At 47.8% G+C, this 16998-nt stretch carries 15 protein-coding genes; 10 read left to right on the top strand and 5 right to left on the bottom strand.

Annotated features, from left to right (window positions below):
- Positions 1–65: 65 nt before the first annotated feature.
- Both P2G85_RS12520 and P2G85_RS12515 read right to left on the bottom strand, forming a co-directional pair.
- Positions 66–1769: an FAD-dependent oxidoreductase gene (locus tag P2G85_RS12520; protein ID WP_275864418.1), complete on the bottom strand. Its 1704-nt coding sequence runs from the start codon at positions 1767–1769 to the stop codon at positions 66–68.
- 202 nt (positions 1770–1971) lie between these two features.
- On the bottom strand, positions 1972–2157 hold the full coding sequence (locus P2G85_RS12515; protein WP_275864417.1) for a DUF2892 domain-containing protein: 186 nt from the start codon (positions 2155–2157) through the stop codon (positions 1972–1974).
- 177 nt (positions 2158–2334) lie between these two features.
- Here P2G85_RS12515 and P2G85_RS12510 point away from each other — a divergent pair, with 177 nt between their 5' ends.
- Genes P2G85_RS12510 through P2G85_RS12490 form a run of 5 tightly spaced genes read left to right on the top strand, consistent with a single transcriptional unit; the run spans position 2335 to position 7931 of the window.
- The gene (locus tag P2G85_RS12510; protein ID WP_275864416.1) at positions 2335–2652 is read left to right on the top strand and encodes a metalloregulator ArsR/SmtB family transcription factor; all 318 of its coding nucleotides are present in this window, start codon (positions 2335–2337) and stop codon (positions 2650–2652) included.
- An 8-nt stretch (positions 2653–2660) separates the two neighbouring features.
- Complete coding sequence (locus P2G85_RS12505) at positions 2661–3080, top strand: YeeE/YedE family protein (RefSeq protein ID WP_275864415.1); 420 nt, start codon at positions 2661–2663, stop codon at positions 3078–3080.
- A 10-nt stretch (positions 3081–3090) separates the two neighbouring features.
- Positions 3091–3552 (top strand): YeeE/YedE family protein, encoded by a 462-nt coding sequence (locus P2G85_RS12500; RefSeq protein ID WP_275864414.1) that lies wholly within the window; start codon positions 3091–3093, stop codon positions 3550–3552.
- Positions 3553–3573: 21 nt separating this feature from the next.
- A complete protein-coding gene (locus P2G85_RS12495; RefSeq protein ID WP_275864413.1) occupies positions 3574–6882 on the top strand; it encodes an efflux RND transporter permease subunit in 3309 nt (1102 codons plus the stop codon).
- Positions 6879–7931: an efflux RND transporter periplasmic adaptor subunit gene (locus tag P2G85_RS12490; protein WP_275864412.1), complete on the top strand. Its 1053-nt coding sequence runs from the start codon at positions 6879–6881 to the stop codon at positions 7929–7931. The genes P2G85_RS12495 and P2G85_RS12490 overlap by 4 nt, the downstream gene beginning before the upstream one ends.
- A gap of 42 nt (positions 7932–7973) precedes the next feature.
- On the opposite strand, the gene P2G85_RS12485 is transcribed toward P2G85_RS12490, so the two are convergent.
- Entirely contained in the window at positions 7974–8837 is an 864-nt protein-coding gene (locus P2G85_RS12485) for an endonuclease/exonuclease/phosphatase family protein (RefSeq protein ID WP_275864479.1), read from the bottom strand.
- A 307-nt stretch (positions 8838–9144) separates the two neighbouring features.
- Here P2G85_RS12485 and nrdD point away from each other — a divergent pair, with 307 nt between their 5' ends.
- Entirely contained in the window at positions 9145–11265 is a 2121-nt protein-coding gene (gene nrdD, locus P2G85_RS12480; protein ID WP_275864411.1) for an anaerobic ribonucleoside-triphosphate reductase, read from the top strand.
- 87 nt (positions 11266–11352) lie between these two features.
- Complete coding sequence (gene nrdG / locus P2G85_RS12475) at positions 11353–11823, top strand: anaerobic ribonucleoside-triphosphate reductase-activating protein (RefSeq protein WP_275864410.1); 471 nt, start codon at positions 11353–11355, stop codon at positions 11821–11823.
- A gap of 91 nt (positions 11824–11914) precedes the next feature.
- On the opposite strand, the gene P2G85_RS12470 is transcribed toward nrdG, so the two are convergent.
- Positions 11915–13306 carry an MATE family efflux transporter gene (locus tag P2G85_RS12470; RefSeq protein ID WP_275864409.1) on the bottom strand — a complete coding sequence of 464 codons (1392 nt, stop codon included), beginning with the start codon at positions 13304–13306 and terminating at the stop codon, positions 11915–11917.
- A gap of 126 nt (positions 13307–13432) precedes the next feature.
- On the opposite strand from P2G85_RS12470, the gene P2G85_RS12465 reads away from it, so the two are divergent.
- The 3 genes from P2G85_RS12465 to P2G85_RS12455 all read left to right on the top strand — a co-directional run bounded on the left by P2G85_RS12465 (position 13433) and on the right by P2G85_RS12455 (position 16341).
- The gene (locus P2G85_RS12465) at positions 13433–14296 is read left to right on the top strand and encodes an AraC family transcriptional regulator (RefSeq protein WP_275864408.1); all 864 of its coding nucleotides are present in this window, start codon (positions 13433–13435) and stop codon (positions 14294–14296) included.
- Between the two features lie 158 nt (positions 14297–14454).
- On the top strand, positions 14455–15642 hold the full coding sequence (locus P2G85_RS12460) for an amino acid aminotransferase (protein WP_275864407.1): 1188 nt from the start codon (positions 14455–14457) through the stop codon (positions 15640–15642).
- Positions 15643–15654: 12 nt separating this feature from the next.
- Positions 15655–16341: an ATP-dependent zinc protease gene (locus tag P2G85_RS12455; protein ID WP_275864406.1), complete on the top strand. Its 687-nt coding sequence runs from the start codon at positions 15655–15657 to the stop codon at positions 16339–16341.
- Positions 16342–16401: 60 nt separating this feature from the next.
- Here P2G85_RS12455 and P2G85_RS12450 read toward each other — a convergent pair whose 3' ends face one another.
- Positions 16402–16938 carry a hypothetical protein gene (locus P2G85_RS12450; RefSeq protein ID WP_275864405.1) on the bottom strand — a complete coding sequence of 179 codons (537 nt, stop codon included), beginning with the start codon at positions 16936–16938 and terminating at the stop codon, positions 16402–16404.
- Positions 16939–16998 lie beyond the last annotated feature (60 nt).

Raw genomic sequence — 16998 nt, 5'->3', positions numbered from 1 at the left:
ATTCCGGTTATGTCTGTTTAAAAACAAGAACAGCCCTGATAAGGGCTGTTTTGTTAATTAAGCTATTAAGCTTTAGCAAACTTGTAGGTGCGATAGCCGCCAAGCATGTTACGGGCTTTATAGCCATTGTTCACCAGCTGGCGATAGGCAACGTTACCACGTAACCCTACTTGACAGTAGATCACAATTTCCTTGTCTTTTGGCAGCTCATGCATACGTTGGCGAAGCTGATCAACCGGGATGTTTAGTGCGCCTTCTAGGTAGCCGACCGTTTCCAGTTCACTAGGGTTACGCACATCCACCAGAAGTTGGTCTTCAGTAAGGTGGTCAATTTCATCGAAGTGAATCGGCGTTGCATCACCCTTGATTATATTGCTGGCAACAAATGCCGCTTGGTTGATCACATCTTTGGCGCTGCCGTAAGGTGGCGCGTAAGTCAGCTCAAGGTGTTGCAACTGCTCTACTGTCATGCCGGCACGCTGGGCAACCGCCATTACATCGATGCGTTTATCCACGCCATCTTTACCCACGGCTTGTGCACCGAAGATTTTGCCGGTTTTTGGATCAAACAGCATTTTAAACGATACGATCTCCGCACCAGGGTAGTAGCTGGCATGGCTTGCTGTGTGGACATAGACTTTCTCGTATTCAACGCCATCACGTTTTAGTTGTTTCTCGTTCTTACCAGTAGAAGCCACCGCCAGGTCAAAGATCTTACATATTGCTGTACCTTGCGTCCCTTGGTAAGTTTCGTTGCGGCCGAGCATATTATCTGCAGCCATACGGCCTTGACGGTTCGCCGGGCCGGCTAGTGGAACCAAAGTGGCTTTACCGGTGACGAAGTCTTTTTCTTCCACCGCGTCGCCGACAGCATAGATAAATGGATCACTGGTTTGCATTTGTTCGTTGGTGTAAATACCGCCCAGTTCACCAAGTTGTAAGCCCGCTTCCTGAGCAAGCTTAGTTTCAGGGCGAACGCCGATGGCCATGATCAGAATGTCGGTAGTCAGTGATTCACCGTTATTAAGCTTGAGATTCAGCTCACCTTGCAGGTGTTGGTGATCTTCGCTTTCGCCGGATTCAAAACTTGCCACATGTTCATTGGCAACGTATTCAACCGATTCCAAAGCGACACCGAGACGCAGGTCAATGCCTTGTTCACGGATTTCAGCGTGAGCAAACCCCGCCATTTCACGGTCAACCGGTGTCATGACCTGATCGGCCATCTCAATTAACGTGGTTTTAATCCCAAGCTGGTGGAATGCTTCCATCATTTCCAGGCCAATGAAGCCGCCACCTACAACGGTTGCATGCTCAGGCTTATTCATTTGAATGGTTTTGATGATGTGGTCCATATCCGGAATATTACGCAAAGAGTGCGTCAGCGGATTATCAATTCCCGGAATTGGTGGTACTACCGGGCCAGCCCCTGGGCTTAACAGCAAGAAATCGTAGCTTTCACTGTATTGCGAGCCATCAATTAAGTTTTTGACAATGACTGTTTTTTCCTGGCGGTCGATTGAGACAACTTCATTCATCACACGCACGTCGACGTTGAAACGCGCTAAAAAACTCTCCGGAGTCTGGAGTAGGAGCTTGCTGCGTTCTTTAATATCACCGCCGATGTGATAAGGCAAACCACAGTTTGCAAATGAAACGAAAGGCCCTCGCTCAAACATTATGATTTCAGCATCTTCACTTAGACGACGAGCACGCGCTGCAGCGGATGCACCGCCGGCCACACCACCGATAATTACGATTTTGGTCATTCTTAACTCCAATCAAGAGAGAAATAAATAGATAAAATTGATGAAAAGAGGAGGTTATCTACTTCTCTAGCGACATAAATGGTTCATGCATAAACAACTTAGGTTCAGCGAATGGTTTGAGACGACAAGAACGTACTATGGGTAACGCTTAATGGCGCAACTATCCCATAATACGAACCTGAGTTATGTGCTTTGTGCCCGATTATTTAAAGCCAAGCTTTTTCAGCATAGCAGCAGCCGGACAAATCCCGGTAAATGCGCTTTGAATGAGATTGGCACCGATGAATACGGTGAACCAGACAAAGCCGCTATGAATAAAAACTGTCAACAGAACAGATAGTAAGATCATACTGCCTGCAAACACACGAACCGCGTTTTCTAATGTCATAACTCTTCTCCTTAGCACACTCAACTTGAGTATCTGATCCTTTGATGTTCATCACTATAACTAACTAAATTAGCTTTGTCTAATGTTAATTGGGCTAAATTTACCATTGCTAAATTAGCCTTGACTAATGTAGTAACTTTAGTAATATCAAATTAAATTTTGGGTGCGAGGTGAGCTATGAGTGAGATAGAAGTGAATATTGCAGATATGCAGAAAAACGCGAATGAAGCCACAGATCTGTTGAAAGTGATGGCGCACCCAGAACGGTTAATGGTTCTGTGCCAACTGACTCGTGGAGAGGTCGGGGTGGGCGAATTACAGAAAAACTCCAAGTTGAGTCAGTCTGCTCTTTCCCAACACTTAACACTATTGCGCAAGCACAATCTGATAAGTGCAAGAAAGTCATCCCAGCAAGTATTTTACTCGCTGGCAGAACCGAGAGTTGAGGCGTTGATTCAGGCGCTTCACAGTGTGTTTTGTAATCATTCTAATTGAGGTAAAAAATGTTCGACGTTGTTCCATGGGAATCACTGTCAGGTGGTGTGTTATTAGGTATTTCTGCCACTGTGTTGTTATTGATGAATGGAAAAATCGCCGGTATTAGTGGTGTTATTAACGGTTTGATGTCTCCTAAGAAAGGCGATTATTCATGGCGGTTGTTTTTTACTCTCGGCATGATTACCGGCGGATTGCTTGGTGTGTTGTTGTTTGATGTGCCACTGCCAAATACAGAAAAGTTGCCGACGGTAATGGTTCTTATCGCTGGTCTGTTAGTCGGGATCGGTACAAGGTTAGGCAACGGTTGTACCAGTGGCCATGGTATTTGTGGTATCGGGCGTTTATCCAAACGTTCTATCGCTGCAACCTGCGTGTTTATGTTGGTTGCGGGCCTAACCGTTTTTGTTCGTCTTCATCTGATCTAGTGAGATAAAAATGCAGTCAATGTTTTTCCGTTTATCGGCTCTGTTTAGCGGTGTTTTATTTGGCATTGGAATGTCAGTTTCTGAAATGATCAACCCAACAAAAGTAATTGGTTTCTTAGATGTTTTTGGTAATTGGGATCCAAGTTTAGCGTTTGTGATGGGGGGCGCATTAGCGGTCTTTATGCCGAGTTATCTTGTGTTTATCAAACCGCGCAAACGTACGCTTAGCGGGCAAGATTTTTGTATGCCGGCCAAAAACCGGATAGATCGTAAGCTCATCTCTGGTGCTGCAGTTTTTGGCCTGGGTTGGGGCCTGGTAGGGATCTGTCCCGGCCCGGTCGTTGCCAGTTTAGCGTTAGGTAGTACAAATATTGTGATGTTTTTTGTCGCGATGTTGGTCGGTTCGCTGTTGACCAAGTTTGTAATGGATAAAAGAAGTTCTAACGAGATGCAGCCTGCTGAGGCTCAATAACTCAATAAAGGAGGGGAAGTGATGCCCAACCAAGATCAGCGAAGTTTTGTTAAAGCGGTAATGAACAGCTTTTTCCCTCCGATAATGATCCTGATGGCTCTGCTTATTGGCGCTGCGTCGTTGTGGTTGACGCCGAAGGAAGAAGATCCGCAAATTGTTGTACCAATGGCTGATGTATTGATTTCCGCCCCCGGACTTAGTGCTGGTCAAATCGAAAATCAAATAACCGAGCCGCTGGAAAAACTGCTCAGCCAAATTGATGGCGTAGAATATGTGTACTCTTCTTCAATGGAGGGCACAGCACAAGTTATCGTTCGTTTTTTTGTCGGGCAAAACCGAGAAGATGCATTGGTCAAACTGTACAACAAGCTTTATTCCAACCAGGACAAAGTTCCTGCTTCTGTTGCAGGTTGGCTGGTTAAGCCGGTAGAGATTGATGATGTTTCCATTGTGGTTGCCGCGCTTTATTCAACTGATCCTGATCGTTTAGACAGGCACCAACTCAGACGTATTGCTGATCAGGCCACGCTTGGCATCAAGTCGATAGATGATACCAATACGGTTGAGGTCATCGGCGGTGAGCCGAGAAAAATAGAAGTGGCACTCGATTCGGTTGCAATGGCGAACTTCAGTGTCACGATAGATGATCTGCAACAGGCACTTCAGCTGAGCAATTTACGTAGCCAGGGGGGGAGTATTGTCGTCCATGGCCAGAACTACACTTTAGAGTCCGGCCAGTATTTAGCTACTGCACAAGAAGTGGGTGATTTGGTTATTGCTGTAATGAATGGCAAGCCGGTGTATCTGCGTGATGTGGCTGAGATTCGCGACGGTGCAGGTGAAGCGAACTCGGATACCTGGTACCGCGACAGCGTCAGTAACCTTGAGTACCCTGCGGTGTTTATTTCCGTCGCGAAGCAGAAAGGTACCAATGCGGTTCAGGTTGCACAAGCAGTCCGGGATAAGCTGGCTTTGCTCAAACAAGAGCAATTTCCCGCCGAGGTGGAGTATCAGGTCATCCGCGATTATGGCCAAACCGCCAATGATAAAGTATCAAATCTGGTCTCAAGTTTAGGCATATCAATTCTAACTGTTGTGGTGTTTGTCGGGTTGTTTCTTAACTGGCGCAGTGCACTGGTGGTCGGGATCGCAATTCCGATCAGCTACGGGGCGGCGTTGGGTATGGACTTACTTTTTGGCTACTCAATTAACCGTGTAACCCTGTTCGCGCTGATCCTGGCGCTGGGTTTGATCGTTGATGACCCTATTGCCAGTATTGATAATATTGAACGGTACTTAAAACGTAAAGATCTCCCCCGTGGCAAGGCGATTGTCATGGCGATGGCAGAGATCCGCAGTGCGCTGTTAATGTCTACCGTAGCGGTGGTGATCGTCTTCACTCCCATGTTCTTTATCACTGGTATGATGGGGCCGTACATGGCACCGCTGGCGTTTAACGTGCCGGTGAGTGTGGTGTTCAGTACCGTTGTTGCGTTTATGATCACGCCGTGGCTGGCTAAGAAAATACTAAAGGGTGCCCAACAACAGGGACACTATGATATTCAGACCTCGCCTTTGTACCGGATTTATCGCCGCGTACTGACGCCGTTACTCGAAAGCAGGAAAAAGGCGTGGGCATTCCTTGGTGTGGTGGCCTTGCTGTTTGTGCTGGCGGCGATGTTACCGGCACTGCGATTGGTGCCTCTGAAACTGCTGCCCTACGACAATAAAAATGAATTTCAGTTGGTGCTTAACATGCCGGAGACGTCGAGCTTCGTTGAGACTTCAAATGCACTGCGGGAGTTTACCGACTTCCTGGTAACAGTGCCCGAAGTGGAGAATGTGTCCGGTTTTGCAGGCGTAGCATCACCGATGGATTTTAACGGGATGGTCAGACACTACTTCATGCGCAATCAGCCTTATCAGGGGGAGCTTAGGATCGTGCTTGCGGAGAAAAACCGCCGCTCGATGCAGTCGCATGAAATCGTTATCCGGCTGAGAGACGATCTGGAGGCGATTGCCCGGAAGTTTGACGCCAACATCCAACTGGTCGAAGTCCCACCCGGCCCGCCGGTTATCAGCACCATTACGGCGGAAGTCTATGGTGACGACACCACAAGTTATCCGCAACTGATGCAACAGGCGGAGCTGGTTGCAGCACGTCTGCGCCAGGAGCAGTTTGTCACGGAGGTTGATACCAGTATTCAAGGCGATCTCGAGACCTGGCAGTTTGTCGTTGATCAGGAAAAAGCTGCGTTGTCAGGGGTTTCGGTCGCTGACATAAACAAAACCCTGATCACGGCGGCAAATGCGAGCGTGTTGGGGCACCTTTCTACGTCACGTGATGTAGAACCATTACCGATTGAAGTTCAGTTGCGGCGTCAGGACAGAGATGATCTGAGTAAACTCGAGCAGCTCTACGTCAGAGGCCGTCCTGGCATTGCAAAAACCGAAATCAACGGTGCGGTAGTGGATGCGCCTCAGCCATTGGTTCAGTTATCTGAACTGGGGCAGTTTATTAAGCGCCCGGCGGATAAGCCGATTTATCATAAAAACCTTAAGCCGGTAGTGTATGTATATGCCGAGGTAGTAGGGCGCGTTCCCGGGGAGATCATCGCCGACGTACTCGCGGATCAAAATCAGCCAGCGGGTAACCAAGACGGGCGAGCGTGGTATGAACGCTCTTATTTTAGCAACGGCGCCGGGCTTGGCTGGAGTGTCGCACCAAACATAGATGTGGTTTGGAGTGGCGAAGGCGAATGGAAGATCACCGTTGATGTGTTCCGTGATCTGGGGATTGCCTATGGTGCAGCTTTGCTTGGTGTATTTGTGGTGATGTTGGTGCAGACAGGGCTGCCGGCGGTCTCGGGGATTATTATGTTGGCTATTCCGCTGACCGTGATTGGTATTATGCCGGGATTCTGGTTGCTTAATGGTTTAGGGAATGACATTGGTGCATACCCAAATCCATCGTTGTTTACGGCTACGGCCATGATTGGCATGATCGCGCTTGCCGGTATCGTAGTGCGTAACTCTCTGGTGCTGATAGAGTTTATTCAGCAGTCATTAGCTAGAGGCAGCAGTTTACATGATGCACTGATTGAGTCCGGTGTTGTACGTATGCGGCCAATTCTATTAACCGCGGGAACCACCTTACTGGGTAACGTTGTGATCACCCTTGACCCGATTTTCAACGGGCTGGCCTGGGCGATCATCTTTGGTATTTCCGCGTCAACTGTTTTCACGTTATTGGTTGTTCCGGTGGTGTATAACCTTGCTTATCAAAACACCCAAGGACATGGGCTTCCACACAAGGAGGAAGAGGTATGAGAATTAACAATAAGCTACTCGGGGTATTCTTATTTGCGGTATTGGTATTACTCTTCCTGTTTATGGCGGGCTTTTTTACCCAGAAACTACCAACGGAACTGAAGGTGCGGGATAGCCAAACCTCCGTTTCTGATCTTACAACCTATCAACTGGAGTTAACCAGTGAGCCGGTCAAGCGGGCATTCCCCGGCGTGATCGTCGCGCAGCAACAGGCCGATATCGCGGCGAGACTGACCGCATCCGTGGTTGAAGTGTTGGTAAATGTCGGTGATGAGGTGAAGCAAGGCGATGTCCTTGCCCGGCTTGAGAGCGACGATCTCGACGCCCGAGTCCGTCAGACAGAGCAGGCACTTTCATCTGCCCAGGCCCAGCTTAATGCAGCGCGAAAGGAGTTTGTCCGGCTGAAAGCGTTACTGGATAAGAAACTCATTCCCCAGTCGCAGTTTGACCAGGGCGAGAGCCGGCTGAAGAGTGCCCGGGCTGCATTCAATCAAGCTCAGGCAGCGGTCTCTGAGGCTGAGACGACATTTGGTTTCAGCATCATTCGCGCGCCGTTTGACGGGGTGATCACGCAAAAACCGGTCAACAGAGGCGATGTGGCGACACCCGGGGCGTTGCTGCTGTCTTTATATAATCCGGACTCGCTGGAAATTGCGGTTAACTTTGCCGAATCGGTGATGCCATTTGTCGATTACGGTAAGCAAGTCATGGCCGAGCTTCCTTCTTATCAGCTTTCATTACCGGCGCAAGTTAAGGAGGTCACCCCATCTGCAGATGTGAACTCGAGAAGCTACTCAGTCAGGCTGAGCTTTGAAACGGATAAAATCATCTATCCTGGTAGCTATGCCAAGATTGAGCTTGACTTAACAGAGAACCAGGTGTTGAGAGTACCAAGTGAGGCAGTATACCAGGTGGGGCAATTGGATTATGTTAAGGTGGTCAGTCAACAAGGTGACATTGTCACAAGACTGGTGCAGTTAGGAGAAGAAGGCAGAGTCCGCGCTGGTTTGGCACCAGGGGAGGTGGTGGTCCTCAATCCGGTTGATTGAGCGGTAAGGTTCAGATTATGACCTGCCCGGTTTCACCTAGGCTTAATAAATGCTGATGGTAACCGGGCAGTGATCGCTAAGTTGGTAGCGTAAAACCTCCTGAGGATCATACAGGGTTTGTGAGGCCGGGAAGTGGTTAATTCCCTGACTGACGATGATGTGGTCGATCAGAGAGCGAAATTGGTGGGTTTTATCCGGATTGCGCTTTGAGCGTACTTTGCACTTGGCTGATGTATGGCGCGTCGCCAGTTTTACGCCAGTATTATTGTCAGCCAGCGTTTTCCACAGCCAGTCTCCCGGATAGGCGAGATTGTGGTTAAAGTCGCCCAGAATGAGATAGTTGTCATCGTTGGCTTGCCGCTGTTGTATCCAGGCTGCGAGTGCCTTTCCTTGGGTTTTGAGAATGCGGCAGTTCTGGCTGGCGCGGTATTGGCCACTGCAGCCCGCTTTCAGATGTACAGCGAGCAGGTGCAGTTCATCACGGGTGTCGGGGTACAAGATCAGATAACTGGCAAAGCGCAGTTTATCCCGTCTGTCAGTTAATGGGATATCAGCTTTGTCTTTATGGGGGAGACCTTTGCGTATAGCAAAGCCTGTATATTGGTTGATATCGCGAAACTGGCGCTGTTTGTTGTGGCTGGCAGCCCGATCCGACAGAAGAACATGATAATTATCGCCTACCAACTTCTGTATTGCCTCAACCGAGTCGACTTCCTGAAAAGCGAGCACATCTGCTTGGGTTTGATCAAATATCATTGCCAGCTTGTCAAAGTCGTGGAGGGTTCTTGATACTTTCCCACCATTTACAGATAGCCATTCGATATTCCAACTGGTCAGGGTGAGTGGTTTTTGACCAAACGAGAAAGCGCTGAAAAGCAAGAGTATAGCAACAAAAAGTGATCGCATTTTCACGGTTTTCTCCGTTTATTTTTAACGTATTCTTTTCCAACCTTTATTCTATAAGACATTCAGAAATTGCAAGTAGTATTGATAGCAATTTTGTAATTTTCATAGATTTCTTCGCTTCTGAGAGTCTCTCCAACAAGATCGATTTGATCTTGTCCTGTAGCTGTTTTTTCTTGATCTAAATCAATACTTTGGGTTGGTGCTTTTCGTTTAATACGCCACAATATATTGTGTCATTAGAATAAAAACTAACCCTATATAGTGTGTCTGTGGATAACTCTGTGAACATACTGGGTAAGGAGAAAAGGTGAAACCAATCGTAATCAAGCGTGACGGCTCAAGAGCTCCGTTCAACAGGGATCGCATCCAATCTGCCGTGGAAGCTGCAGCGGAAAACAAAGATAAAGATGTCGCTATTTATGCGTTAAATGTTGCACTTGCTGTCGAACTGCAGTTGAAGGATTACGATGAGGTTCATATCCATGAGATTCAGGACTTGGTAGAAGACGAACTGATGCAGGGCCCGTACAAGTCGTTGGCTCGTTCTTACATTGAATATCGCCATGATCGTGATATCGCACGTGAAAAGCAAAGTGCGTTAACCAAAGAGATCGAAGGCCTGATTGAAGAAAGTAACCTCGATCTGATCAACGAGAACGCCAACAAAGACGGTAAAGTAATCCCGACGCAACGCGATTTGCTGGCTGGTATTGTGGCCAAGCACTATGCGAAAACTCACATTCTGCCTCGTGATGTAGTTCAGGCTCATGATGTCGGTGACATTCACTACCATGATCTTGATTACGCACCTTTCTTCCCAATGTTTAACTGTATGCTTATCGACTTGAAAGGCATGCTGACACACGGCTTTAAAATGGGTAATGCGGAAATTGATACCCCGAAATCAATTTCAACCGCGACAGCAGTTACAGCACAAATCATTGCTCAGGTAGCCAGCCATATTTATGGCGGAACCACCATCAACCGTATTGATGAGGTGCTGGAGCCGTACGTAATGACCAGCTACGAGAAGCACCTGAAAATCGCCAACGACTGGGATATTGCTGAGCCTGAAGAGTTTGCCAAAGCGCGTACCGAGAAAGAATGTTACGATGCATTCCAATCACTGGAGTACGAAGTAAACACGCTACACACGGCGAACGGACAGACACCTTTTGTGACATTTGGTTTTGGTTTGGGGACCAGCTGGGCTTCTCGCTTGATCCAGAAATCGATCCTGAAGAACCGTATTGCCGGTCTGGGTAAAAACCGTAAAACAGCGGTCTTCCCTAAACTGGTATTCGGCATCAAAGATGGTCTGAACCACAAAGCTGAAGATCCGAACTACGATATCAAGCAACTTGCGCTTGAGTGTGCATCTAAGCGTATGTACCCAGATATCCTCAACTACGACAAAGTTGTGGAAATCACCGGGTCGTTCAAAACTCCAATGGGCTGCCGTAGCTTCCTTGGCACTTACGAAGAAAACGGTGAGCTTATCCACGAAGGCCGTAACAACCTTGGTGTTGTGAGCCTGAACCTGCCACGTATTGCGATTCGGGCCAAGGGTAGTGAAGCGAAGTTCTACGAACTGTTGGATGATCGTCTGCGTCTTGCCCGTAAAGCTCTGGAAACGCGCATCTCTCGCCTGGAAAATGTCAAAGCTCGTGTTGCGCCAATCCTGTATATGGAAGGGGCGTGTGGGGTTCGTCTGAAAGCTGACGATTCAATCGCTGAGATCTTTAAAAACGGCCGTGCATCTATCTCACTTGGTTACATTGGCGTCCATGAGACCATTAATGCTCTGTTTGGTACTGAAGCGCATGTCTATGATGACGCGGTATTGCGTGAGAAAGCCGTTGCTATCATTACTCACCTGAAGGACGCGGTAAATCAGTGGGCAGATGAAACCGGTTATGGGTTCAGCCTGTACGGTACGCCAAGTGAAAACCTGTGTAGCCGTTTCTGCCGAATTGATACCAAAGAATTTGGTCTTATCGAGGGAGTAACAGACAAAGGCTATTACACCAACAGTTTCCACCTGGATGTGGAGAAGAAGGTAAACCCATACGACAAGATCGACTTTGAAATGCCTTATCCGGAGATCTCAAGCGGTGGCTTTATCTGTTACGGTGAGTTCCCGAACATGCAACGCAACGTTGAAGCGTTAGAGAACGTCTGGGATTACAGTTATACTCGCGTGCCTTACTACGGTACCAATACGCCAATCGATGAGTGTTACGAGTGTGGTTATACCGGGGAGTTTGAATGTACCAGTAAAGGTTTCACCTGTCCAAGCTGTGGTAATCATGACTCAACCAAAGTGTCGGTAACCCGCCGCGTGTGTGGTTACCTGGGCAGTCCAGATGCGCGCCCGTTTAACTTTGGTAAGCAGGAAGAAGTTAAACGTCGGGTTAAACATCTGTAATCTCACTTTTTGGTGAATAAAACCTCAGAAAATCAACCTGATAACGGGTTGATTTTCGTTTCTGGCGAATGAGAAAGAGACGCTACTATGAACTACCACCAGTATTATCCGATTGATGTTGTAAACGGTCCGGGGACGCGTTGTACCCTGTTTGTATCGGGTTGTGTCCATCAGTGCCGTGGTTGTTATAACCAGTCTACGCAACGGCTGGATTCTGGTGTGTTGTTTACGCAGGAAGCGGAAGACAAAATCATCGCCGATTTGAACGATACACGTATTAAGCGGCGTGGTTTGTCATTATCTGGCGGGGATCCGCTTCACCCTGCAAACGTTCCGCACATTCTGCAGCTGGTTAAAAGGGTAAGAGAAGAGTGCCCGGGTAAAGACATTTGGGTCTGGACGGGATACACGCTGGCTGAGCTGGATGATGCCCAGCGTGAAGTGACACAATACATCGACGTTCTGATTGATGGTAAATTTGAGCAGGACAAAAAAGATCTTAACCTTGAGTGGCGAGGCAGCTCAAACCAGGTCATTCACCGTTTTAGTCGCTTTTAAATTGTTATGACGCGTCACGCGAAGAAAGGGCATGATCAACTGAGATTGAAAATGCCCTTTTTAGGTGTGAGCCGGATCAGAAAGAGATGGGTTACGCGGTCACGCTGTGTGAACCATTGTCGTCGATGACATTATTGAGCCAGCGCCTGGACTGGATTCTGCGACTGGTCAGGATCATTTTTACCAACTCTTCCGCAAGTAATGACATCAGTACCCAGTACAGCGGCAACCCTAATACGATACCGGTGTAATAGGTCAGCGGTATACTGACTCCCCATTGCCCCAACAGATCAATGAAGATGCTGTAGCGAATGTCCGCACCGCTTTTGAGTACCCCGCCGATCCCGACCATGTTAAACACGCGCAAAATCATCCCGAACACCATGACCAAACAAACATTCAGTGCGAGCTGGGGGTTGGACAGCGGGCTGTGCGTAAGCAGTTTCACCAGCCAGGAAGAGCTGGCCCAAACCAACAAAAACAGCAGTGTGGCTAAGCCGGTACTGATGATCACATACCACCAGGCCGTGTTTTCTGCTCGCTGATAATTGTGAGCACCGATATCATTGCCGAGCAGCACCGATGCTGCGACCGCGAAGCCCATAAAACAGGAAATAAGCATTCCTTCAAACGGCGATAAGAATGCCATGGTAGCGAGTTCTGCAACGCCAAGTTGACCATAGATCACGCTGTAAACCAGCAAGCCAGCCGCCCAGGTAGAGTCGTGGATCAGCATCGGCAGTGTGATTTTCAGGTAGCGCTGGCGCTGGTGTGGTAGTTTTGCCTGTTGCCAGTCGTGCTTTGTCGGTATTAAGTGCCGGTATCTGCACAAGAAAAAGTAGCTGAGCAGTACAGTTTGAACTATCCGTGATAACAGCGTGCCGACCGCGGCGCCAAATACGCCCCATTGCGGAAAACCAAACCAGCCAAAGATCAATACGGCGTTTAATATCACGTTAACTATGATGGCGATAATGCTCACCTGGGTTGGCAGTTTTGCTTCGCCTACCGCGCGTAATACGCTTTCCATTGGTACCACAATCGCAGTACACAGCAGACTGAGCGCCGTTACTTCAAGGTACTCGATGGCATATTGCTGGTATTCGCTACTGTCAGAGACAAAAGCTACCACTTCTTCACTAAACAGCAGGTAGATTGTGATGAAAGGCAGGGTTGTAGTGATGGCAATCCCCCATGATTGGGCAAGCGTGGTTCTGATCCCCGATGTGTTCCCGGCACCAGAATACTGTGCGGCTAAAACTGCGACTGCGCCGCACAGGCCAAAAATAGTCAGCAGATTAAAGAAAAAGATCCGGCTGCCAACGCCTACGGCGGCGGTTGCGGATTCACCCAGTTGGCTGACCATAAAAATATCGATCGCGCCCAGCAGGGAAAACAACATCGACTGCAATGAGACCGGTAAGCCTATCGCCACCAGTTTTTTCCAGAACAATTTGTCTAAGTACTGACTTGTTAACAGCATCGCAATTCTCTCACAGGATTAACGAAGCTAGTTTATCTGCTTTGTCAGCCCCTGTATTTTTCCAATTAATCAAGAACTTTTGTCAGGCTATCCAATCTGCGCAGTCAGATACAAAACGGCACTTCTATGACCAACGATAAACAAGAACGCTACCTGATATCCGAGCAGACATATCAAGAATTTATCGACCATTCCCGTGTGTCAGATCTTGAAGAGCAGGGAATTGTCCAATGCGGTGTAGCGACTTGCCGGGATTTTTTCTCTGTCTACCGGAAAAATCAGCAAAAACACATGTTGCTGTATACCGTGAAAGGTAAGGGGTGGCTGGAAAGTGGCACCTGCCGGTTCGACCTTGAGCCCGGTTCATTGATAATTGTCCCGGCCGGAACAGAGAATGGCTTCGGTATGTTGGAGCAAACCTGGCAGATTGCCTGGTTATTTTTGTCGCCTTTCAGAACTTGGGATATGGTCGGTGATACCATTCGCTGTCAAATGACGCCTTCGTCGGAAGTCATGTATGCATGTATTCAAACCTTATTGAGAAGTATGAACTTGCCGATCGATTACGGCAGTGCAGTAGCACAACTTTGCGTTAAGCAGATTGAACACTTGCTCAATATTCCGGAATCAATGACACCGTCGCGTAATCATCTTAAACTCAAGCGTGTCTACGATTTGGTACAAAGGCAGTTGCACCGTGATTGGAAAGTAGAACAACTTGCTGAGCTGTTTCCTTGTTCAGAACCACACTTGCACCGCTTAACCTTACAGTATTTTGGTCGCAGTCCGATGGCACATTTAACCCAACTACGCATGCAATATGCCGGGCGATTGTTGCGTTCCACCGAATGGCCGATTCAGCAGATTGGTGAGGTTGTCGGTTATCCGTTCAGTGCCAATTTCAGTACACGATTCAAAGCGTGGTCAGGTATGACGCCAAGAGCATTTCGTAAGCAGGCCTGGGGAGACGGCATTGAGCGAACCGAATAAAGAGTAGTTCTCTTTTTTATCAGGTAAGCGCTGGATTTTATTTACCCGCCAGCATTTTTCTCTCTAATTGATGAAATTGCATAAAAATCGTTTCGTCATTTCTCGTTAAAGTGTTAACTTGAAGTTCGATACTTGAATTTCAAAGGGTTATGACTTTCATGTTTGCTAATTTACCAACTCCCGTATTAGATCCCATTCTTTCTCTTTCTGTTGCTTACCGTAACGATCCACGTGCCAACAAGGTTGATCTCGGTATTGGCGTTTATAAGAACAGTGCCGGTGAAACACCGATCATGAAAGCTGTACAAATGGCACAAAAAGTAGTGGCGGACACTCAAGTGACAAAAGCTTATGTCGGGCTTGCCGGTTGCGAAGAGTTCAACCAGGGCATGATCAACTTGCTGCTTTCCGGTACCTCTGCAATGGAACGTGTTGCCGCGATTCAAACGCCTGGAGCTAGTGGGGCACTGAGAATGTTGGGTGATCTGATGAAAGTTGCCCAGCCTGATACAACAGTCTGGATCTCCAATCCGAGTTACGTCAACCATAGGCCGGTAATGGAAGCCGCTGGTTTAAAGGTTAAGTTCTATCACTATTTTTCGCCTGAGACTAAACAGGTTGATTCAGTAAGAATGCTGCAGGACTTATCTAAGGCTGGACCTTCGGATGTGGTTTTGCTGCATGGCTGCTGCCACAACCCGACCGGAGCGGATATTGATTTCAGCGCCTGGCAAGCGATTACGGAGCTGGCGCAGAAGAATGGATTTACACCATTTGTTGATATCGCTTACCAAGGTTTCGGTGATGGCCTGGAAGAGGATGCGAAAGGCCTTCGATATATGGCTGACAACGTGGAAGAGATGATGGTCACCACGTCATGTTCGAAGAATTTTGGCCTCTACCGTGAACGTACCGGTGCCGCGATTGTGATTGGTAAAAACGCGCAAGATGTCAGCAATGCAAAAGGCAAGTTGCTGACTCTCGCGCGCGCAACTTACACCATGCCGCCAGATCACGGAGCCGCTTTGGTCAAAACAATCCTTCAGGATGGTAACTTAACCCGTGTCTGGAAACAGGAATTGCACCAAATGCAGCAACGATTGGTGAATCTGCGTCAGTCGCTGTGTAATGAATTGAGAGATAACCATCACACAGATCAATTTGATTTCATTGAACATCACAAGGGAATGTTTACTGTGCTAGGCTTTAGTGAAAATCAAATGATACAGCTTCGTGAAGATTATGGAATTTATGGCGTAGGTGATGGCCGCATCAATATTGCGGGCCTGACAGAAACTCACATTCCTTATGTCGCAGACGCTATTCATACAGTATCTCAACGTTAATCGGGAGACTCGATGAGCAGTTGGAAACGAATTCTGCCGCTTTTTATCAGCGGCAGCCTTATCGCTTGTACATCAACACCTGAAACACCAGAGCCGCCGGTTGAGCCTGCTGAGCCAGTTGCGCAGCAACCGATCAAGGTAGTCGAAGAGGTGAAGCCTGACTCAGAAGTGGTTTCTGAACAGCCAGAACCTGAGGTGAAACCAGAGCAGGACGTCCAGTCCAAGCCGAAAGCATCAAAACCAGTCAAAGCTCAAAAAACCGCAGATGGTAAATTGATTCTTGGTGCGGAAGAGTGGGTTTATATTCCCGGAATTGATCAAACTTTTAAATCCCGGGTAGATACCGGTGCGACGACATCGTCGATCAGTGCCACTGAAGTGGTACCGTTTGAGCGCGACGGTAAAGATTGGGTCCAGTTTAAGGTTGATCTTAATGGCAAGGTCAGCCGTGAGTTTAAGCTGCCAGTGGTTCGCTGGGCGAAAGTACGTCAATCTTCGACTGAAGAAACGCAAAAACGTGCCGTGGTAGAAACTTACATTCAGGTGGGGGATTTAAAAGAAAAAACGGAGTTTACCCTGGCGGAGCGCGGCCATATGACGTTTCCGATATTACTTGGACGAAGTTTTTTCCGTGATGTAGCTGTTGTCGATGTTTCCAGAAAATACGTGCAAAATCGCCCGGCTAAAGTGAAGAAATAGATATTAAAAAGCCTCTCAAATGAGAGGCTTTTTAATTTGTAAGAATGTGTCGGTTTCGTCTTAGTAAGCAAAACGTGCTGACATGACGAGCTGATGTTTATATACACCGTTGTTTTTGAACTCAACGCCTAGTGATAGCTGTTGCGTCGAATGGAAACGGCCGCCGACATTGAAAATCGTGTTGGATGTATCGTCAGAAAAAATTTGGCCAATCCGGCCATGTAACTCAACGTTCTGCATGAACCAGATCCGGGTGCCGATGTTCACTTCTGATTTCCATTCATCACCGATCTTGTCTCCACCACTGTCTTTAATATTGTGCACAAGCATTTGGCCATAGATATCGGCAAATTGGCCGGCAGGACCGTTAAAGCCAATTCCGCCTGCAGCGTCCCAGTCACCACTGAACTCACTATCAAAACGGCCAATTAAATGAGTGTTCTCGGTGAAATAGGTGGTGAACTCAGTGCCGAACGTTCCCGGACTGGTGCCCATTCTGAACTCGAGCATGTTGTAGTTGAAGTTATTCGCATGAGCAGAAAGTGGCAGTAGTGCGCACATCCCCAAGGTTGCAACCTTTAGAGCTTTACCTAGCATGACGTCTCCGGGCAAAAATGAAAAACCGATAATAACGGATAATACAGCAAAAAACAGGCC

The sequence above is a fragment of the Vibrio sp. CAU 1672 genome, from assembly GCF_029223195.1.
Lineage (GTDB): Bacteria > Pseudomonadota > Gammaproteobacteria > Enterobacterales > Vibrionaceae > Vibrio.
This window is presented reverse-complemented; position numbering and strand designations above follow the sequence as displayed.